We start from the raw sequence: 21,525 nt of genomic DNA, 5'->3' as shown, positions 1-21,525 counted from the left end.
ACACTTACCAATTCCAGCGATTGAGCTGAAAAAGGATATAGTTGTGAAAACTGAAACACCAATAACCAGTTTTTCGTGGCTCAAAGTACATCTCCGTTAAAGCGATATATTCATCGTAATTTTAATTTCGATACAAATAGGCGAAAATTGTCTATAATTATGTTAAAAATATGGCGAGGCGCAATTATTTTTTGCAAGGGGAGTAATTAAGGTGAATGATCTCAAAAATATGAATTTTGATGAGCTACAAGAAATGCGTGCCCAAATTGATGTAGAATTGAAAAGGCGGCAAGCAAAAGAAAAACAGAATGCACGGCGAAAAATTCTTGAAATTGCTAGTGCACATGGAATCGATATCGCTGATCTTGTCAGTAAAGAACGGCATTATAGAAATCCTAATAATCAATGGGAGTTATGGAATGGACGTGGGCGTAGGCCAAAATGGATTAAGGAATGGCTGGAGAGTGGTTATGCGCTTGAAGAATTAGAAGTAACATAATGCATATACAATATCTACAAAGGAAAAGAAGCACAAAAGAGATCAACACAAGCTGTGTATCCTTTAGGATAATTCGATGTATAAAATACTGACCTGAGATATTAATATACTGAGTTCTTAAATAAAATGATAGAATGCACCGATTTGTTTAAGTGAAACAGCTATATTGTCACATGCATACCCTTATGTTTTTCAAATGTTGATCTGTAGAGTGGTCATTTGATATTTTGTGATTTTGTTGTCTTTTTTAGTGTGGTTGTAGATATTAGATCTTCATTTTAATTTTTTATCATTTGTATGGTAAGAATGAAAAAGTATTTTGGGTAATAAAATTTCCATAATTAGTGTTGATTTTAATATTTTGATAGGATTGTATGATGCCTGTGCAAAATATTTATTATTAAAATTTATGCAATAGGGTGTATTGAAAATAAAAAGATGGGATAACTTTTTATCTTCTGTTTGTTTTTTACAATACAGAAAAGAAAGGGGCATATATAATTTAACAAACGGTGATGGTAGGAGCTTTATGGTGTCATGTAAATCCATTATGCACCACTCCTTTTACGTTTATGAAGGTGTACATTGGCAGCATTATATTATTTGCTAGACAATGCCATGATAGCTCTTGCCATGATAGCTCTTGCATTGTGGAGCGTTTATAAGAAGTGTTTTGATTTTTTGCCCTTAGGTGTTGTTAATTCATATGTTAATGCCGTTTTTGATCTGCAAGGGAATAGTTTTGATTGATTTCATAAAACAGCTTTGAAATAGAAAAAATCTGATGATATTCGTTTTTTTACTTTAATAATAGGTAAATTTGAATAGGTAGAATAGTAAATTATTATAAATTAAAATGTTGTATATTTCTTATTTTTTCTTCTAAAATTTTGGTGTGAAGCAACTAGGCAAAGGGTTTAAACTTTAAGCTCAGGAGAAGTTTTATACAAAAGTTGCAAAGAGTGAAATAGTATAGTCTTTTCTTAGCTTTTCTTAAAGAGGGAGTCCTTGTAGTAGACGTGGGGCATGAGGGGTAAGACCAGAAGCTTCTTGAATAAAATATTTCTTTATTTTTGGTATTTTATTAACAATTCCAAGACCGGTATCGCGTATCATGCGTAAGAAAAGATTATCGTTAGAAAAGAGTTTGTTGAGCCAGTCATTGCTGAAAGCCATACGAACAACTTCAAAACGTCTCCAGCTTTGATAGCGCTCTAAAGCGGTGAGGGAGCCAATATCAAGCCCCAATCGTGCTGTTTCAATAATTACTTCGGCGAGCGCGGCGCTGTCGCGTAATCCTAAATTGAGCCCTTGTCCTGCGAGGGGATGGATTGTGTGGGCAGCATCACCAATGAGAGCAAAACGAGGCTTAATGCATTGGTGTGTTAAAGAGAGCTGCAAAGGAAAAGCTTGACGTTCACCATTCCAAGAAAGCTTCCCAAGTTTGTGGCCAATGCGTTTTTCGAGTTCTGTTTCAAAAATAAGAGTATCGGCTTTGAGGTAATATTGTGCGATTTTATGGGATTCATTCCATACAATAGCGGATCGGTTACCTTTGAGAGGGAGAAGTGCGAAAGGACCTGCAGGGAAAAAATGTTGAATGGCTTGTCCATGATGAGGTTTTTCATGTTCGATGGTGCAGATGATGGCTGTTTGTTTATAGGGGTGAGAAAAATTTTTAAGCCCCGCTTTTTCACGTAATTTCGAATGGGCACCATCAGCTGCAATAAGCAATTTGGTTTGCCAAATTTCTGCATTGCTTAAAGTAACGGTTGTTTGTTGCTCTTCTTGGTGAAAATCAATGACACGCACGTTTGTAATGACAGGGATAGCGAGTTCTTTTACACGTTTTTTTAGAGCTTTGATGAGTTCTCTGTGTTCTACCATAGTAGCGAAAGGCTCATCAGGAGTAATCTCTCCTTCAAAGGTTAAAAGAGTTGGTTTGACGGGATCATTTGTGCATGCATCGGTAATGATCATTGAGTGAATGGGTTGGCAAGAAGATTTTATATGTTCCCAACATTGCAATTGTTTTAACATACGAAGAGAAGCAGCAGCAAGGGCGATGGTCCGTATATTGGAAACAGGGATATTTTCTTGAGGAGCAGCATCAACGATATTGATTTTTAGTTCAGGGGCTGCTTGTTTGAGCGATACCGCCAGCGTTAAACCGACAATTGCTCCCCCCGCAATGAGAAGATCGCATTGTTTTGCCGTTTTATTGGATTTTGCTTTTTTATTGGGTTTTATATTTTTATCTTGGTCAGAATACACAACACTTCATTCCATTGTTGATTATTTGTTCAGTCTTCAATAAGACAACTTTAACATTCCTTTTTATATAATTATACAATATTTCGCGTTTTATTTTAATTTCTTTCTTGCTTTAATAGGCGCACTTGTTCTCTTACGCTTGCTGGTGGATAAAAAGGCTATTTTTATGGTTTTCTTCTCTTGTTAATCACTTGCGTCAGTTATTCTAAACTTTACCTTAATAATTCGACGGAGAAAATATCCGGGGCATTTTACTTGATTTTATCATTTTATGCTTAACTGTATGCAAAAGAAAACTGAAATCAGATAAAAGCAATATGGGATTTTTGATTTTTATGAATGTAGCTTATATTAGCTTTTTGAAGAAAAGTGTTTTGCGGCTCTTAAAGGTTAAGAAAATAGTTATAATTGTGATGGTTAAAACTGTGTTAATATTTTACGGTCATAATTCTACAACATCTTTAATGTGAAGGTTTTGTATTTGGAATTGATAGATGCATCAAAGTTCTTCTCCTTATGATTCATTAGAAGTGCGAAAATCTTACAGTTCAAGGCTTCTTGAAATGTTTTTGCGCCAAATTGGTGTTTTTATTGGACTTGGGCTTTTGGGTTTCCTTATTTTTTGCGTTTTTGCTTTGGCAACTTGGAATGTTGCAGACCCCTCATTAACGCATGCGAGTACAAATAAAGTTACGAATTTTATGGGGTGGCCAGGAGCTATTTTTGCAGATTTTTTCATGCAGTTTTTTGGTTTTGCTGGTCTTGGTGTGTTGTTGCCACCATTATTTTGGTCGTTTCTTTTATTGGCACAAAAAAATATCTACAATTTACTTTTTCGCTTTTTTTTATGGGTGATATCAACGATTTGTTTTTTAATTTCTTTTGCACTTATGACACCTGTTGCTTCTTTTACGTATTGGCCATTGCCAATGGGTTTGGGTGGGGTTGTGGGAGATAAGGTTTTAAGTGCTGTCTATTCTATTTTTCCTATTTTTCTTTCACCGTTTCAGAATGTGCTCCTGAGTCTTGTTGTTATCATGCTAGGTTTTTTAATGGCTGCTTTTGCGGGTAATGTGGTATGGCGGCGCCAGACAAAAAAAGGAAAAGTAAAAAATACTCAAAAAAACGAAATTGTTGAGCCTCACTTGGATGTGTTAGAAGACACAGAGCATGCCGAAGATGAAGTGCAGAATGGTTTTTTTGTTACAACTTTTGGAGCTATTTTACATATTTTTTATTTTTTACAAGCACGTTTTTTTCGTCTTTTCTCTTTCAAGAATCGCTCTCGAGGGCAAGAAAAGTCATTGGGAAAGTTACAAGATAGGATTGAGCCCATTTTTGGGGATGAAAAAGCACAATGTCAGGAAAATCAAGAAAAAACGCGCGTTTCTCCTATTAAAAAGCGTGCTTTGAAATCTTTAACCACTTCTTCCAATGGTGGTTTTCTCCTTCCCCATTTAGATTATCTTTCGGTCCCTCCACCGTCTGTTCGCGATGCAAAACTTTCTCCTGCTGCTTTGAAGGCCAATTCTCAGGAACTTGAGGGGGTCTTATTAGATTTTGGTGTGAAGGGAAAAATTATTGATGCACGTCCTGGTCCGGTGGTTACTTTGTATGAATTTGAACCGGCAGCTGGTATTAAATCTTCTCGTATTATTGGGCTGGCAGATGATATTGCACGTTCAATGCGTGCAATTTCGACACGTGTTGCCGTGGTGCCAGGACGTAATGTTATTGGAATAGAATTGCCCAATGCAAAGCGTGAGATGGTTTATTTACGAGAAATGTTACAAGCGCAAGAATTTGTTGAGAGCAAGGCAAAGTTAGGACTTGCTTTGGGTAAGACAATCGGAGGCGAGACTGTTATCGCGGATTTAGCAAAAATGCCTCATCTTTTGGTGGCAGGTACAACAGGATCGGGAAAGTCTGTTGCCATTAATACCATGATTTTATCGCTTCTTTATCGTATGACACCTGAGCAGTGCCGTCTCATCATGGTGGATCCAAAAATGCTTGAACTTTCGGTTTATGATGGCATTCCTCATTTGTTAACACCTGTGGTGACAGATCCTAAAAAGGCAGTAATTGCGCTTAAATGGGCTGTTCGTGAAATGGAAGAACGCTACAGTAAAATGTCAAAACTGAATGTGCGCAATATTGATGGGTTTAATGCACGTCTCAAAGAGGCAGAAAGTCAGGGAGAGAAAATGGCGCGTACCATTCAAGTTGGATTTGATCATGAGACTGGTGAGCCTCTTTATGAAACGGAAACACTGGATTTTAGTCCTATGCCCTATATTGTTGTTATTATTGATGAAATGGCAGATTTGATGATGGTTGCTGGTAAAGATATTGAGGGAGCAGTGCAACGCTTAGCACAAATGGCACGTGCTGCCGGTATCCATGTGATTATGGCAACACAGCGTCCTTCAGTGGATGTGATTACTGGCACCATTAAAGCCAATTTTCCTACACGCATTTCTTTTTCGGTGAGTTCAAAAATTGATAGCCGAACAATTCTTGGCGAACAGGGCGCTGAGCAATTGTTAGGACAAGGAGATATGTTGTTTATGATGGGAGGAGGGCGTGTCCAGCGTGTTCATGGACCTTTTGTGGCGGATGATGAAGTGGAACAGGTTGTCATGCACCTTAAAGCGCAAGCGCTTCCTGATTATTTAGAAACCATTACGCAAGAGGTCGCAGAAAATGATGCGGATGTTTCTGCTGCTTCTCCTGCAGCAGATGATCCTTATAGCCAAGCTGTTGCAATTGTTCTTCGTGATCGTAAGGCTTCAACTTCTTATGTTCAACGCCGTTTAGGTATTGGTTATAACCGTGCGGCTTCATTAATTGAGCGGATGGAAGAAGAGGGTATTATTAGTGCGGCAAATCATGCGGGGAAGCGGGAAATTTTGGTGCCTGCCGAAGAAGAACGCTTTTAAAATGAAAACTTGTGAGAGTCTTTTCAAAAAAGATTTTTTAAGAGTATTTATTTATTAGTTGTTGTTTTATTATATGGTAAATCGCTATTACTTTCGTACATTATTATAAAAATATTTTTTATTACAGAAAAGAATATCTCAGTAAGCAAAGATGTGTTTTTGGTATTTCATTTACCGTTGAGAATTCGTTATCGTTTGTGCTATTTTATTCATTGAGCGTTAGGAGAAAGAGGATATCATAAGTGCGGCAAATTATGCGGAAAAGGGGAAAATTTAATAACTTTCAGATTTCAAGAGCAAATTGATTATTTGGAGAGTATTACGCAAGAGATTGCAAAGAAGAGTGTGGGTGTTGCTTTATCTTCTGCTTTAGTAGGTGATTTTTATCATCAGTCTGTTGTTTTGTTTCTCATGAATGTAAGGCTTCAACTTCTTATGTTCAACGCCGTTTAGGTATTGGTTATAACCGTGCGGCTTCATTAATTGAGCGGATGGAAGAAGAGGGTATTATTGAGTTGAACAAATCATGCGAGGAAGCGGGAAATTTTGGTGCCTGCCGAAGAAGAGTCTTTTTGAGGTAAAATCTTTTGATAGTTCTTTTAAAGAATATCTTTTTCTTTTAGAGAAGGGTATCTATACATTATTCTACTAAATTAAAAAATAAATATGTATTGCTTGGGAGCATTTTCTATGAAAACGTCTTTTTTATCACAAGGAAGAGCCTTTGGGTTTGTCGGGATTATGATCTTTTTGTGTTTAATTTCTCCTACTTTTTCTCAATCATTTAATAAGGTGGCATCCAATAAAGTGGTGAGGGCGCAGAACATTGTTAATCAGTTTGCAGCAATTAAAACAATGACAGGTGACTTTATTCAATTTAGTCCACAGGGAAAAATGTCTCAGGGAACATTTTATTTAGAGAGACCAGGAAAAATTCGTTTTATTTACAAAAAGATCCCCCTACAGATTATTGCTGATGGTCAATTTATAGGAATTAACAATCGCGCGCTGAATACTTGGAATTTTTCACAGCTTACTCAAACGCCAATGAAATTTCTCTTAGATGATAAAATTAATATATCATCTGGGCGTTTGTTAGCATTTTTTGAGAATCCAGGAGCGGTGACAATTGTCTTGCGGGACAAAAGCATAGGAGCAGGACAAATTAAGATGGTTTTTGATGCTAAAAGCCCTGCTTTACGGCAATGGACAATTATTGATCAACAGAATTTAGAGACCACTGTTCAAATTACGAATGTACGCACGGGTGTGCGGTTTGCCGATGGGACGTTTACACTTCCCGCAAAAAAATAGTGTGCTGCTATTCATTGGGGTTGAAAGAGATGGTCTTTCGTATTGCAACTTGGAATATTAATTCTATTCGTTTGCGTCTTGCACAGGTTTTTCAGTATTTGGAATTTTTTGCTGCCGATATTTTGTGTCTACAGGAAACAAAATGTCCAGATGCTTTATTCCCAGTGGAGGATTTTAGAGCGGCTGGATATAAGCATATTGCACTTAGTGGACAAAAATCTTACAATGGTGTGGCAATTGTTTCGCGTTTGCCTTTTAAAAATGTTGAAAAGCGTTTCTTTTGTCAAAAACAAGATTGTCGTTATATTTCAGTCATTGTTGAAATTTATGGCAGAGAGATACAAATTCATAATTTTTATGTTCCGGCTGGGGGGGATGTGCCTGATGCTGATGTCAATGAAAAATTTCGCCATAAACTTGATTTTCTAGAAGAGATGTCTGCTATCCGTGCACATCAAGAAAATGGTCTTTCTTCTCTTTTGCTGGGGGATTTAAATATTGCTCCTTTGGTAGAGGATGTTTGGTCTCATAAACAATTGTTGAAGGTCGTAAGCCATACACCCATTGAAACAGAACGTTTACAGGCTTTATGTCATCAAGGGGGGTGGGTTGATTTGATGCGTATGCATATTCCTGTTCCTACTAAACTTTATACATGGTGGAGTTATCGTGCACGCGATTGGGCGCTTTCAGATCGTGGGCGGCGGTTGGACCATATTTGGTCTTCTCCAGATTTAGCTCCTTTTATGACTGACCTGTCAATTTTCCGTGCTGCACGGGGGTGGAAGCAACCTTCAGATCATGTGCCAGTACAAACTATATTTGATTTTTTACATTAAGTTTGAAATAACAAGTAAATAAAGTGTTAATATTTGTAATTGATTCTGAAGAAATATGGGAGACTCGATGTATATCAGAAATCTCAAAGGGGTTGTTTCTAGCAGATTACTTTATAGTGTTTTGTTATGTTTTTTTATATTATCAGGATGTATGGTAGGGCCTGATTACCAGAGAACATCTTTTCGTGTTCCTACACATTGGGGACAGCGGTCTGTACAGACTGCTGGGCGTGTGGTCACACTTGCTGGATGGTGGCGGCGTTTGAATGATCCTGTTTTGAATGCCTTAATGAATGATGCAATTTCTGAAAATAATAATGTTGCTATTGCTAAGGCACGGGTTCGTGAAGCACGTGCCAGTTTAGGGCAAACTATTGGCTCTCTTTTGCCAAATGTGGCAAATTCAGTTTCAGGAACGCGTAATAGTTCTAGAACACCTGATGGGATGTTAGGAAAATATTTCAACCAATATCATGGTAGTTTTGATGCCAGTTGGGAGCTTGATTTTTTTGGTGGGCATAAGCGGGCTATTGAAGCTGCACGTTATGGTCTTGAAGCTTCTGTAGAAGATATGCGTGCTACCATGGTGACGCTTTTGGGGGATGTGGCAACAAATTATGTTCAGTTACGTGGTTGGCAACAAAAGTTGTTGATTGTGCAGCAAATTGCTTCATCACAACGTAAAACATATGAATTAATACGGAGCAAATTAACGGCAGGTGATGCTTCAGAGCTTGATGTTTTAAATGCACAAGCACAAGTGGCGAATACAGAGGCAGATATATCGCAAATGGAAGCGAATTTGGCAATGAGTATTCATCGCCTTTCTGTCTTAACGGGTCGTGTGCCTACGGCGTTGCAAGATCTTTTACAAAAAAATGCAAAACACGCGAAAATTCCGCAACCAAAATGGCCAATACCGGCAGGAATTCCAGCTGATATTTTGTTAACACGTCCAGATTTGCGACGGGCTGAGCGCCAATATGCGCAGGCAACAGCGCGGATTGGTCAGCGTCAAGCAGATCTTTATCCATCACTTACTTTAACTGGTAATATTTCGACAGCAGCAGAGACAATAAATCAATTGTGGAAAAGTTCAACGATTGGGTGGTCTTTTGGGCCTGGGCTTCGTTTTCCTTTGTTTAATGGGGGGCAGATTATGGCTTCTGTTGAAGTGGCGCGTGCACAGCGTGATCAAGCTTTTATTGCTTATCGCTCTGCTGTGTTGGCAGCTTTAGAAGATGTGGAAAATGCGCTGGTAAGATTAACCAAAGAACATCAGCGTTTAGAAAAGCTTATCATTGCAAATAAAGCTTCTTTCCATTCTTTACAGCTTTCACGCACTCTTTTTGAAAATGGAAATACCAGCTTTCTCGAATTGTTAAATGCTAATCGTTCCTATTATTCTACGCAAATGGCACTTAAGGATAGTCGTGTTTCTTTGGTTACTCAATATGTTGCGTTGATGAAGGCGTTGGGTGGTGGTTGGGATGGTGTTGTTGATGTGTCGCGGCCAGAAATTGTCGATAATGCACACCGTTTGCGTACAAAGGTAGGGCGATGAAAAAAAATTCCATAAAAAATTTTATTAAAAAACGAAAAAAACTTTCCTTCTTTTTAACTGTTCTATTCCTTGTCATCTTATTATGGTTGCGTTCCGTTTTTTTTGGAACATCAACGCCTGCTTATATGACAGCAGTGGTAAAACGTGGTGATATTGAAGAAAGTGTTTTGGCTTCTGGTCTTGTACGTCCTTATCGGTTGGTGGCTGTTGGTGTGCGCGCAACAGGGCGTGTGGTGTCTATGCGTGTTGCTCCTGGAAGTGTTGTCAAAGAAGGTGATCTTTTGGCAGAAATTGACCCTACAGATCAAGAAAATGATCTGAAAAGAAAAAAGGCTGCATTATCTCATTATTATGCAAGTTTGGTGGAAAAAGAGGCTTATCTCACCCTTGCACAGAAAAATTTAGAACGTCAGAAAAAAATGATCGAAGCACGGGCAATTTCAAAAGCGAATCTCGATGATGCTGCAACACAAGTGAAAATACACGAAGCGCAAATTGCTCAGCTGCGTCAACAGATTATACAGGCACAAATTGATGTGGAAAGTGCAGAGGTTAATTTAGGCTATACCCGCGTGACCGCTCCTTCTGCGGGAACTGTTTTAGCAACCGTTGTTGAGGAAGGACAAAATGTTAATGCGGTTCAATCAGCACCAACAATTGTTATTTTGGGTGATTTGTCAAAAATGACGATAAAAGCACAAATTTCAGAAGCTGATATTCTTAAAGTTCAGGCGGGACAACCTCTTTATTTTACGGTTTTGGGGAATGCACAACGTCGTTATGAGGGAGTTCTAGAAAGAGTAGAGCCAGCTCCTGAAGCAATTCGTGCTGATGTAAGTATTAACCCTGGTATGGCGGGAGGTTCTAGTGCTCTCATATCATCGGCTATCTATTATAATGGGATTATACATGTCGATAATAAAGATAACTTTCTGCGAACTTATATGACTGCGCAAGTTCATATCATCTTAGGGCGTGCTCAGAATGTTTTGTTGGTGCCAAGTGATGCTTTGCGTGATGAAACAAAAGAGCGCACAGCATGGGTTTCTGTTTTGGTGAAGAAAGATAAAGTTGTGGCAAAACAAGTAACCGTTGGGCTTAATAACAAGGTGATGGCAGAGATTGTTTCAGGGCTTGATGAGGGGGATGTGGTTATTACAGGCTCACCTGATGGAGTTATGCCAGATATTCCTAGTAAACATAACAAAGATGAGAATTAAGCCATGAAGACAGAGCAAGCAGATGCTGTCCTCGTTTTAGAAAATATTGTGCGCACATTTCCTGCCGGGGAAACATTTGTCACTGTTTTAAAGGATATCAATCTTACCATTAAGCGCGGTGAAATGGTGGCGATTGTAGGAGCTTCCGGTTCAGGAAAATCTACGTTGATGAATATCTTGGGCTGTCTTGATCGACCGACTTCTGGCCGTTATTGGATTTCAGGCAAAGAAACAGCCTTCCTTTCTGCCGATGAATTATCTGCTTTGCGGCGTAATCATTTTGGATTTATTTTTCAGCGCTACCATTTGCTTAATGAATTAACAGCGCTTGGTAATGTAGAAATCCCAGCTATTTATGCAGGGTGTGCACCAAATGTGAGAAAACAACGTGCAGAGGGTCTTTTAACACGTCTTGGGATGGGAGATCGGATAAATCATCGTCCAAATCAGCTTTCAGGTGGCCAACAACAACGTGTGTCAATTGCTCGGGCATTGATGAATAATGCCGAGGTTATTCTTGCCGATGAACCAACCGGTGCACTTGATAAACAGAGTGGCCAAGAAGTGTTGCGTATTTTGGATGAGCTTCATCAAGAAGAAGGGCGCACCATTATCATTGTCACGCATGATATGCAGGTGGCTAAAAGAGCAGATCGTATTATCGAAATTAGTGATGGAGAAATTATTGCTGATAAGCTCTCAAAAGGTGCAAAAACAAAAACGAGAGTTCAACCTCTTCAAGAGCAACACAATCTAAAAGATCAAAAAATACTGGGTTTTTTTCGTTCTTTTGCTGAACGGTTTCGTGAAGCATTTGTTATGGCGTTGTTGGCAATGAATGCCCACCGAATGCGAACTTTTTTAACAATGCTGGGGGTGATTATCGGTATTGGGGCGATTATTGCTATGGTGGCTTTAGGAAATGGTACGCGGGAAAAAATTATGGAAAATTTTAAAAGTTTAGGTTCCAATACATTAACAATTTTACCTGGAAAAAGCCTTTCTGATCCACAAGCAGAAAAAATAACTAGTTTGGTGGAAGCGGATGCAGACGCACTGTCAGGATTGCCCTATGTTTCTGGTGTAACACCTCAAATTTCAACAAGTTCTACAATCCGTTTTGGTGCTGTTGAAGTTAATGTTATAGTTTCTGGGGTGGGAGAACAGTATTTTCAAACACAAGGACTCAAAGCTGTTCAAGGGCAGCTGTTTGATCAGAAAGGTGTGCATGAGCGGGCGGCTGATCTCGTCATTGAAAAAGAAGCACTTGCTGTACTTTTCCCTCATAGTCATGAGAATCCGATAGGGAAAGTTGTTCAGGTAGGTAATGTTCCCGTGCGTGTTATTGGGGTGGTGGATCCGCAACATATGGGGGGAGGTACTTCAAATACGTTGCAGGTTTATTTGCCTTATACAACCTTACAAACGCGTTTTCTTGGAACAACACAAGTTCGGGCAATTACCGTGAAGGTTGCGGATCATATTGATTCACATTTAGCGGAGAAGATGGTGAAGCATTTCCTTATTATGCGTCATGGTGGAGAAGATTTTTTCATTAGAAATTCTCAGTTCTTTCGTGATCGTATTACGGAAAGCACACATATTTTAACACTTTTGGTGTCTTCAATTGCCGCTATTTCTCTGATTGTGGGTGGTATTGGGGTGATGAATATTATGCTGGTTACTGTTTCAGAGCGGATTAATGAAATTGGGGTGCGTATGGCAGTGGGGGCTCGCCAAAGTGATATTTTACAGCAATTTCTCATTGAAGCAATTTTGGTTTGTGTCATCGGTGGTGGAGTAGGAGTTCTCTTTGGGCTGTCTATTGGTGGTTTGTTTTTGCTGTTTAAGGCACCTATCCACCTCGTTTATACGATTGATTCAATCATTATATCTCTTACTTTTTCAACGCTTATTGGAATATGTTTCGGCTTTTCGCCTGCACGGCAAGCTTCACGGCTTGATCCTGTTGTTGCTCTCTCGCGTGATTAGGTGTTCATCGATTGAGGCATAGGTATTGTTGTTCCGTTCATAGGGAATGAGGCGCTTATTGGAAAAGTATTTGTGCAAAAGGGGCGTGGATAGGGAAATACTTGTTAAGTTCTCTCAAGCAGTTTTATGTAGTGGATGATATATTAGTAAAAAAAGTGAAAAATAGATTATGGAATGGTATGTAAATTGGTCTTCTACTGTTACTTTGCATAATATTTATCAGTGTGTTTTTGTGCATTTGAAAAAATATGAAGTAGTTTGAGAAAGCTATAGGTTTAAGCTGTAAATCATTTTCGTAAAAAAGATATTTGCCATATAGATTGATGAGCGAATGTGTTAAATGCATGGGATTTTGTGCTTGAAAAGCAAATTCCATTCTTTTTCTGATAAGTATTTTTTTCAATTTATTCTGCTTGTTTTGCGGAGAGTCGTATTCTGTTATGAATATATTGAGTGAATACAGTCTAAAATCTTTTGGATAGAGAAGTAGACATTGACGAAATTGACTAGACTCGATAGTTAGAGGTGTTTTGAAGGGGGGGACATGACACTGCAGTCACTTTTACAGACATATCGTAATGAAGCACGTACCGAACGAGACAAAGGTACATATTTTGAGCGTTTTGCTCTTGCTTATTTGAGGCATGATCCTCTTCAGTTTGATCAGTATGAAAAGGTTCAGACCTTTAAAGATTGGGCTCATGAAAATGGCTGGGATGGTCGTGATACTGGTATTGATCTTGTAGCAAAGATTCGTGATGAAGAGGGTTTTGCGGCAATCCAATGTAAATTTTATGATGCAGCATATCGGATTAAAAAAGCAGATATTGATAGTTTTATTTCAGCATCAGGGAAAGAACCATTCAAGCGACGTGTTATTATAGACAGTACTCAAAATGCTTGGAGTGATAACGCTGAAACAATGATACGGGGACAGAGTATTCCTGTTATACGGATCGGTCTTTCTAATATACGGCAAAGTCCGATCTGTTGGGAAATTTTTGCAGCCAAAGACAAAATTGTACTGGAAGATAAAAAGACGCTGCGTCCACATCAAGTGGAGGCATTGCGTGATGTGCGTGCTGGGCTTATGGAAGCAGATCGTGGTAAGCTCATCATGGCTTGTGGTACCGGTAAGACATTTACTAGTCTTAAAATTGCTGAGGATTTGGCGGGTGAAGGCAAGTTTGTCTTGTTTCTTGTTCCTTCCCTTGCGCTGATGTCACAGACGGTCCGTGAATGGACAACGGATACAGAAATGGGATTACGCTCCTTTGCTGTCTGTTCAGATACACAAGTGGGAAAGCGCCGCAAGAGTAGTGATGATGTTGCTGAAATCGATGTGTTTGATCTTGCTTTCCCGGCGACAACTGATGCTGCTAAACTTGCAGAACGTGCGAGCGGTGATGTTGCAGATAGGATGACCGTTGTGTTTGCAACCTATCAATCTATTCAGGTGGTTTCTGATGCCCAGAAAAAGTATGGTTTACCAACATTTGATCTTATCATCTGTGATGAGGCACACCGTACAACAGGGGCAACACTGGTAGGAGAGGATGAATCCAATTTTGTTAAGGTGCATTCTAATGATGTTATTTGTGCCAAGAAGCGCCTTTATATGACAGCGACACCTCGCATTTTTGGTGATAACGTAAAAAGTCGCGCTCATGAAGTTAATGCGGTTCTCGCTTCGATGGATGATGAAAAGCTTTTTGGAAAAACAGTTTTTTATCGGGGTTTTTCATGGGCAGTACAACATGATCTTTTAACAGATTATAAGGTTATTGTCTTAGCAGTGGATGAACAATTGGTCAGTTCAGCTGTTCAGAAGCGTCTTAGTGATGGCAAATCTGAACTTGTTCTTGATGATGCCACAAAGATTATCGGCTGTTATAAGGCACTGACAAAACAAGATCTGAAGGCTGATGTTGGTGCGGATCCATATCCTATGCATCGTGCTTTGGCGTTTTGTAAGACTATTCAAAGTTCTAAAGTGGTGCGTGATGAATTTTTTGCGGTTGTTAAAGAATATCTTGAGTATACGAAAAAAAATACGGAAAATGAGTCATTTCTGAAGTGTGAAGTCGAGCATGTTGATGGCACTTTCAATGCGAAGGATCGTGGTGCTTTGCTTGATTGGTTGAAAGCTGATGGCGAGGATGATGTTTGTCGTATTTTGACCAATGCCCGTTGTTTGTCTGAGGGGGTGGATGTTCCGGCTCTTGATGCGATCATGTTTTTAAATCCACGCAAGAGTCAGATTGATGTTGTTCAGTCCGTTGGGCGGGTGATGCGTCGTTCTGAGGGCAAAAAGATGGGGTATGTCATTTTGCCGATTGGCATTCCCTCTGGGACTCCAGTAGAACAGGCTTTGAACAACAATGATAAATATCGGGTTGTTTGGCAAATTTTAAATGCTTTGCGGGCACATGATGATCGTTTTGATGCGACGATTAATAAGGCATCTTTGGGGCAGGATATCAGCAGTAAGATTGAGATTATTGGCGTCACGCAGAGTACTGAGTTACAGGCTGTTACAGCTGTTGTAGACAATTTTCCATTACGCGCACAACCGGCACGAGCGGGAATTGGAGCACCGGGATATGATTTCACTCTTACAGATGAAGCACAAGGAGAGCTTTCTTTCCCAGTGGATGAACTTGCTCGTGCGATTATGGCAAAGATCGTCAAGAAATGTGGAACACGTGATTATTGGGAGGATTGGGCCAGCAACATTGCTGAGATTGCTAAGAATCATATCACGCGCTTAACAGGCATACTTGCAGAGCCAGATACTGAGGCACGTCAAGCCTTTGACAGGTTTGTGGCAGAACTGCGTGATGATTTAAACGATACGATTACAGAGGCTGATGCGATTGAGATGTTGGCACAGCATATTATCACGCGTCCTGTCTTTCAGGTGTTGTTTGAAGGGTATCAATTCATACGTGAGAATCCTATATCGCGTGCTATGCAGTGTATGCTTGATGTGCTTGATGAGGCGAATCTTGATAAGGAATCTAAAGATCTCGAGAAATTTTATGCAAGTGTAGAATTACGCGCCAGTGGAATTACGGATCCAAAAGCAAAACAGAGGTTGATTATAGAGCTTTACGATAAGTTTTTTCGTTATGCTTTTCCACGTACTGTAGAAAAACTAGGCATTGTTTATACCCCCGTTGAGGTTGTGGATTTTATTTTGCACTCTGTTAATGATGTCTTAGAGCAAGAATTTGGGCAAACGCTTGGCTCATCTGGTATTCACATCATGGATCCCTTTACAGGAACGGGAACTTTTATCACGCGGCTTTTACAGTCGGGGTTGATTACACCAGAGGAGATGAAGCACAAATTTTGTCATGAGATTCATGCCAATGAGATTGTACTTTTAGCCTATTATATCGCAGCTATTAATATTGAGATGACATATCATGGTCTTATGGGGGGAGATTATGTTCCGTTCGAAAAAATTTGTCTGACCGATACATTTCAGCTTTATGAGCAAGAAAAAGACCTGATCAGTGATTTGCTGGTGGATAACAGCACACGTCGGGTGCGCCAGAAAGAGTTAGATATTCGTGTTATTGTTGGCAATCCTCCTTATTCTGTAGGGCAAAAAAGCGAAAACGATAATGCGCAGAATATAAGCTATTCTAAATTGGATCGTCGTATTCGTGAAACCTATGCTGCTCAATCTAGTGCGAGCAATTTTAATAAACTTTATGACAGTTATATTCGTGCCATTCGCTGGGCAAGTGACCGCATAAAAGACTGTGGTGTTATTGGTTTTGTGACTGGTTCGGGTTATATTGAAAAATTATCAATGGATGGAATCAGAAAAAATTTGTGTGAGGAATTTTCGAGCATTTATGTTTTCAATTTGCGGGGTGATATTCGCAAAAATATGTTGAGCAAGGGGCGCGCTCAAGAAGGGCAAAATGTTTTCGGTAGTGGAAGCATGACAGGAATTGCTGTGACATTATTTGTTAAAAATCCAAATGTCACGGAGCATTGTAAAATTTACTATCATGATATTGGTGATAATCTCTCGACAAAAGAGAAACTACGTGAGCTTCAGCGGTTGGGCAGTATTGGTGGTATCAAGCATGAACATGGCTGGCAGATAATTACACCAGATGAACATGGTGATTGGTTGGATCAGCGCAACAGTGATTTTGAAAAATTTTTAGCCTTAGGTGATAAGAAGGGTGAAGGTAAAAGACTCTTTGAAAATTTTTCACTTGGTCTTAAAACCAGTCGTGATGCTTGGGCATATAACTTTAATAGTCAAGCTCTAGCGAACAATATGAGTCACATGATTGCTTTCTATAATAGCGAAGTAGAGCGTTTTAATGCTGCGCATCTACATTCTGATCGCAAAACACGTATAGGAGCTGTAGACGATTTTTTTGATACAGATGCTAAAAAGATTAGCTGGAATTATTCTCTCAAACAAAATTTAGTAAAAGGAAAGTCTTTTAACTTTGAGAGAGATTGCTTAACACAAAGTCTTTATCGTCCTTTTATACGACAGTGGCTTTATTATAATCGAGCTCTTAATGATAGCGTTTACCAAATGCCGCGTATATTCCCTATGGGAAAAGCCGTTGAAAATAAAGTGATACAAGTTACAGGAACTGGAGCAAGAAGCGGTTTTTCTGTTCTTATGACTAAAATTCTGCCAGATTACTGTACAATAGATAATGGACAATGTTTTCCACGGTATGTTTATGAAAATGCTGAGTCCTTAGGAGGTACAGAGGAAGATCAGGTTCATTTGTTTGCAAATTTTGCAGAGGAAAGCAAAAAAGCTGGTTTAGAGCGGCGTGATGCACTCACGGATGAAGGGTTAAATTATTTTAAGGCTGCCTATCCTGGTGAAATGATTACAAAGGATGATTTATTTTATTATGTTTACGGGATCTTGCATTCTGAAGAATATCGTGCGCGTTATGCGCATAATCTTTCTAGACAATTGCCACGAATTCCGACAGTGAAAAAGGTAGAGGATTTTTGGGCTTTTGTAACAGCGGGGCGAAAGCTTGGTGATTTGCATATGAATTATGAAGAGGTTGAGCCCTATCCTGTTACCTATAAACAGGGCGATCCACGCACTTTGATGATTTCTGATGCGGTGCGTTTTTACCGTGTTGAAGCGATGAAATTTGCTGGTAGGCGTGGTGCCATTGATAAAAGTACAGTGGTTTATAATGCATATATCACGATGCAGAATATTCCTCTTGAAGCTTATGATTATGTGATCAATGGCAGGTCTGCTCTTGAATGGGTTATGGAACGGCAGGTTGTCAAAACGGATAAAGCGAGTGGTCTTGTTAATGATGCTAATCGCTATGCTGTTGAGACGGTGGGTAATCCGGCTTATCCATTGGAATTGTTTCAGCGGGTTATTACTGTAAGTTTGGAAACAATGAAAACTGTTCGCAGTCTGCCAAAATTGGAAGTGAGAGAAACTGAAAATGTTCATTTATCCATTGTGCTGTAAAATAGCATCGAGGTGGTGATAGAAAGCAGCTGAAACTTTATTATATGAGGCGTGATGCTGGTTTTTTTGTGAGAGTGTGGGGTGAGTTCTCAGGACAAATACAGAAGTTTCTCATTTTAAATCTGTTTAGATTGCAGAAATAAAAATTATTTCCTTAGATAAAGCTATTGCGAGATTGGGGCATTATTATTTGAGAGTGCTGCTTGCATTTTATAGAAACGTAAAATGGAATTTATAGCAGTCTGGAAAGTTATTATTCTTGGGAGATATTATGCATGGAGAGTGCCTTGAGATGAGCTTTGAATGTCTCTTTTTAACACAAGATTATGAATGTGCAACACAAGTGTATTTTGGGGGAGTATTTTGCTTTCCATGAGCGCAGGGTTTGCTTGTTGAGGCTTATAGAGTGAAGTGCATGGCGTGATCAGCCAAATAGCAAAATTTTTAGAAAAATAGTGTGAAAAGGTTAGAATGCCGTTCTTATGTATACTTCAATGGTTTTGATATATTGAAATGCAAGAATTCGGGTTTGATTGATCTGTTGTATCATGCTTTCATCACCGTTTTTTTTAACAGGATAAGCAATAAAATTGATATTAGGCATTAAGTGTTTGAGTTCACGTATTGAGCGCCACATGTGGTAATCATGGGTAACTATATACACTGTTTTATAATGGTGTTTTTTGATCCAAATAGCGCTTTCTTCGGCATTTCCTTTGGTATTCGTGGCTTTATACCCGATATCGACGCAACAGGTAAAAAGCTGGGGCGTAATATATGTGCTGTGCATGAAACTTTTCAGATTGGTGGTTGTATTTACTCCACTGATTAAAAGCCGTGAACCAAGTTTTTTTCGTAAAAGATTAAGTCCTGTCTCTATGCGGTTTTCTCCTCCTGTCAGAACAATGATTGCATCAGCTTTGGGTAAAGGATTTGGCGGTTGAAGTCGCTCGGTTTTTTCAGAAAAAATAATAAAACCAATACAGAAGAGCAGAACGATTATCAAAAGGATAAGTGCTGTTGGAGGAAAGTAGCGAAACAAGCGGCGCCATGGGTGGTATAGGTTATACTTTTTAAAAGAGAGTTTGGAAGTGTCTTGTATCATTGAATAAGAACTACAGACGTTGTGAATCATAAAATTAAAAGAGGCCGTTTTCGCATTGATCCATTTTTTTAAGTTGTGCAAGAATGGTCATGCGGTTTGTAAACATGGTGAGAAAAGAAACAAAAACTATGAGACCAATGATTTTTCCATAAGGCAGAGAACTTATGGAAAGATGTCCAAGTAAAGCGGTTATTTGACTCACTTCTACTTTCCCTAAGTTATAGTTTGTCCAAAAAGCAAAAATAAGAAAGAGAACTGCGCTTATGATACCACCATATAATGCACCACGCAGCGCAGTTTTAAAAAAATGCCAGTCAAATTGTCGCGCAATGAAAAGGGTTTCTGTGCCAAGAAAATATAACACATTGATAATATGTGCATTTTCTGCCAGTGCATTGCGTGTAGCAAAAATAATGGTGAGTATCAATGAGCCTAAAACCAGTATTAAAATTGCAAAACCAATCAAAACAGTGGTATGAGCCATGGTTGTAAAACGCTTGACCCAAATACGGTGATCGTCAAACTGACCTCCTGGAATTTGTGTTTTGATTGCTTGATTGATGGCATAAAAATCAATTTCTTCCTTGTCTTTTAGGGTAACGATGATGAGACGGGGAAGGGGCAATTCATTTAAATTAAAACCTGTTCCAAGCCATGGCTCGAGCAATTTTTCTGTGGCTGTTTGGTCAACAATTGTTGCATCTTCTACACCATGAAATGTTTTAACCAATGTTACTGCATCATGAAGAGATTTTTCGATATCAACATTTTCCATGGGGCGTATTTGAATGGTTGCTTCATAGCTAATTTGATGACTCCAGCTATAAGCTGCACGTTGAACTAAATCAACACTGATTAATGTGAGACTTGAGAGAAATGTCATAATAGCAATGACTGCAACCAGTGCTTGCCTAGAAATATTGCTGCTGGGAATAATAGCCGTGGTGTTTTTTTGATTGCTGGTAAAAATAGGGAAAGGCTTATTCATGAATTGTCATCCGTCCATTATGGAGAAGCATACGCCGTGCTGCGACTTGTTCCATCAGGGCGATATCATGGGTGGCAATGACAACAGCTGTTCCAAAACGGTTTAATTCAATAAACAAACGGAGCAGACGTTTTGCCAAAGGTGGATCAACGTTTCCTGTTGGTTCATCAGCAAGCAAAATTTCAGGTTGGTCAATGAGTGCGCGGGCAATGGCTACCCTTTGTTTTTCTCCGCCAGAGAGAACTGGTGGTAAAACATGAATATGATCGCCTAGGCCTACCCAACAGAGAAGATCTTCCACTTCACTGCGATAGGTTGCTTCTTCTTGCCCTTTAATGCGTAAGGGTAAAGAAACATTTTCATAGGTGGTCATGTGATCAAGGAGACGAAAATCTTGAAAGACCACACCAATACGCCTTCGTAATGCTGGAAGTTCTTGCCGTTTGAGCAATGCCGTATCCATTCCAAATAAATCAATGTGACCGCGTGTTGGTTTAAGCGCTAAAAACATCAGACGCATCAATGATGTTTTCCCTGCTCCCGAGGCACCGGTGAGAAATTGAAATGAGCCAGCAGGAATATGAAAACTAATATCACGAAGAACCTCAGGCCCCATTCCATAGCGCAGACCGACATTTTCAAAATGAATCACTTTTCGTTACCACTTCTGCTTTTATAGTGTATCATTTTCAGGATTTTTGCTCCTATTGTTTTCAATCTTATTCATGGCTCATAATATGCAATATTTCTCATTTATGCTTGAGAAATATTGTTTGTAAAATATCTCTTATATTTCTTTATTTTACCTTTATTTATGATTTTAGCAGGAATTCCAAGGTGTTTCTAGCAGAAACATGAGCATTGCTCTACCTGTTGTTTGGGCTTAACCTCGATCTTATTCGTTTTGTGATTGATGAGGTTTGGGCATTTTTCGCTTCAATGTGCATTAAAATGCATCTTTTATAATTTTAGTCTTTGTGGTTTTTTATTTTGCTAAAATAGTTTGATAAAAAATTTTTACAAATAGTAAAATTTACCCATGGCAAGCCTTTTTATTATGAATATAAATCATTCATTTGCGCTGGAAATGCATGCGTGGATAAAAACATCTGAAGTGTCAAAATATCTTTTATGAAGGATTTCAATATAGATTAAGAATGGTGACAATATTTTGAGTTGGATTTTGAGTTGACAAACAGGAATAACAATATTGGCAGAATAATAGTATTAGCTTATTTTTTTACTGAGGGCTTTAGCAAGACGCTAAAGCCCTCGTGGTGTTGTT

At 39.0% G+C, this 21,525-nt stretch carries 12 protein-coding genes and 1 pseudogene; 9 read left to right on the top strand and 4 right to left on the bottom strand.

Going from position 1 to position 21,525, the window contains the following annotated elements; genetic code table 11:
* The first annotated feature begins 211 nt into the window (after positions 1 to 211).
* On the top strand, positions 212 to 499 hold the full coding sequence (locus tag QWU_RS02025; protein WP_006589873.1) for an H-NS histone family protein: 288 nt from the start codon (positions 212 to 214) through the stop codon (positions 497 to 499).
* A 993-nt stretch (positions 500 to 1,492) separates the two neighbouring features.
* On the opposite strand, the gene QWU_RS02010 is transcribed toward QWU_RS02025, so the two are convergent.
* Complete coding sequence (locus QWU_RS02010) at positions 1,493 to 2,773, bottom strand: ubiquinone biosynthesis hydroxylase (protein WP_006589871.1); 1,281 nt, start codon at positions 2,771 to 2,773, stop codon at positions 1,493 to 1,495.
* 494 nt (positions 2,774 to 3,267) lie between these two features.
* Here QWU_RS02010 and QWU_RS02005 point away from each other — a divergent pair, with 494 nt between their 5' ends.
* The 8 genes and pseudogenes from QWU_RS02005 to QWU_RS01970 all read left to right on the top strand — a co-directional run bounded on the left by QWU_RS02005 (position 3,268) and on the right by QWU_RS01970 (position 18,147).
* Entirely contained in the window at positions 3,268 to 5,715 is a 2,448-nt protein-coding gene (locus tag QWU_RS02005; protein WP_006589870.1) for a DNA translocase FtsK, read from the top strand.
* 414 nt (positions 5,716 to 6,129) lie between these two features.
* A pseudogene (locus QWU_RS10540) lies at positions 6,130 to 6,291 on the top strand (DNA translocase FtsK); the annotation flags it as partial.
* A gap of 114 nt (positions 6,292 to 6,405) precedes the next feature.
* Positions 6,406 to 7,029 (top strand): LolA family protein, encoded by a 624-nt coding sequence (locus QWU_RS01995; RefSeq protein ID WP_006589869.1) that lies wholly within the window; start codon positions 6,406 to 6,408, stop codon positions 7,027 to 7,029.
* 29 nt (positions 7,030 to 7,058) lie between these two features.
* Positions 7,059 to 7,868, top strand: coding sequence for an exodeoxyribonuclease III (locus tag QWU_RS01990; RefSeq protein WP_017196092.1), 810 nt, complete (start codon positions 7,059 to 7,061; stop codon positions 7,866 to 7,868).
* A 67-nt stretch (positions 7,869 to 7,935) separates the two neighbouring features.
* Positions 7,936 to 9,432 carry an efflux transporter outer membrane subunit gene (locus tag QWU_RS01985; protein WP_006589867.1) on the top strand — a complete coding sequence of 499 codons (1,497 nt, stop codon included), beginning with the start codon at positions 7,936 to 7,938 and terminating at the stop codon, positions 9,430 to 9,432.
* Positions 9,429 to 10,652: an efflux RND transporter periplasmic adaptor subunit gene (locus QWU_RS01980; protein WP_006589866.1), complete on the top strand. Its 1,224-nt coding sequence runs from the start codon at positions 9,429 to 9,431 to the stop codon at positions 10,650 to 10,652. The genes QWU_RS01985 and QWU_RS01980 overlap by 4 nt, the downstream gene beginning before the upstream one ends.
* Positions 10,653 to 10,655: 3 nt before the next feature.
* Complete coding sequence (locus QWU_RS01975; RefSeq protein ID WP_017196091.1) at positions 10,656 to 12,644, top strand: MacB family efflux pump subunit; 1,989 nt, start codon at positions 10,656 to 10,658, stop codon at positions 12,642 to 12,644.
* 544 nt (positions 12,645 to 13,188) lie between these two features.
* Entirely contained in the window at positions 13,189 to 18,147 is a 4,959-nt protein-coding gene (locus tag QWU_RS01970) for a DEAD/DEAH box helicase (protein ID WP_017196090.1), read from the top strand.
* A 466-nt stretch (positions 18,148 to 18,613) separates the two neighbouring features.
* Here QWU_RS01970 and QWU_RS01965 read toward each other — a convergent pair whose 3' ends face one another.
* From QWU_RS01965 to ftsE, 3 genes are read right to left on the bottom strand one after another with little or no spacing between them, the layout of a single operon-like run.
* Positions 18,614 to 19,252 (bottom strand): YdcF family protein, encoded by a 639-nt coding sequence (locus tag QWU_RS01965; protein WP_425338961.1) that lies wholly within the window; start codon positions 19,250 to 19,252, stop codon positions 18,614 to 18,616.
* Between the two features lie 34 nt (positions 19,253 to 19,286).
* A complete protein-coding gene (locus QWU_RS01960) occupies positions 19,287 to 20,240 on the bottom strand; it encodes a cell division protein FtsX (protein WP_006589862.1) in 954 nt (317 codons plus the stop codon).
* Complete coding sequence (gene ftsE / locus QWU_RS01955; protein WP_006589861.1) at positions 20,233 to 20,892, bottom strand: cell division ATP-binding protein FtsE; 660 nt, start codon at positions 20,890 to 20,892, stop codon at positions 20,233 to 20,235. Before ftsE ends, QWU_RS01960 begins: the two co-directional genes overlap by 8 nt.
* Positions 20,893 to 21,525 lie beyond the last annotated feature (633 nt).

Origin of the sequence: Bartonella birtlesii IBS 325, from assembly GCF_000273375.1 — a bacterium.
In the GTDB taxonomy this organism is placed as follows: domain Bacteria; phylum Pseudomonadota; class Alphaproteobacteria; order Rhizobiales; family Rhizobiaceae; genus Bartonella; species Bartonella birtlesii.
Note: the sequence above shows the minus strand (reverse complement) of the source record. Positions and strands in the feature narration are given on the sequence as shown.

What these genes read in the sequence shown, in the direction of transcription:
- QWU_RS02005 (WP_006589870.1), top strand. Translation starts at nt 3,268, where the DNA reads ATGCATCAAAGTTCTTCTCCTTATGATTCATTAGAAGTGCGAAAATCT.
- QWU_RS01995 (WP_006589869.1), top strand. Translation starts at nt 6,406, where the DNA reads ATGAAAACGTCTTTTTTATCACAAGGAAGAGCCTTTGGGTTTGTCGGG.
- QWU_RS01970 (WP_017196090.1), top strand. Translation starts at nt 13,189, where the DNA reads ATGACACTGCAGTCACTTTTACAGACATATCGTAATGAAGCACGTACC.
- QWU_RS01980 (WP_006589866.1), top strand. Translation starts at nt 9,429, where the DNA reads ATGAAAAAAAATTCCATAAAAAATTTTATTAAAAAACGAAAAAAACTT.
- QWU_RS01965 (WP_425338961.1), bottom strand. Translation starts at nt 19,252, where the DNA reads ATGATACAAGACACTTCCAAACTCTCTTTTAAAAAGTATAACCTATAC.
- QWU_RS01990 (WP_017196092.1), top strand. Translation starts at nt 7,059, where the DNA reads ATGGTCTTTCGTATTGCAACTTGGAATATTAATTCTATTCGTTTGCGT.
- QWU_RS01960 (WP_006589862.1), bottom strand. Translation starts at nt 20,240, where the DNA reads ATGAATAAGCCTTTCCCTATTTTTACCAGCAATCAAAAAAACACCACG.
- QWU_RS01975 (WP_017196091.1), top strand. Translation starts at nt 10,656, where the DNA reads ATGAAGACAGAGCAAGCAGATGCTGTCCTCGTTTTAGAAAATATTGTG.
- QWU_RS01985 (WP_006589867.1), top strand. Translation starts at nt 7,936, where the DNA reads ATGTATATCAGAAATCTCAAAGGGGTTGTTTCTAGCAGATTACTTTAT.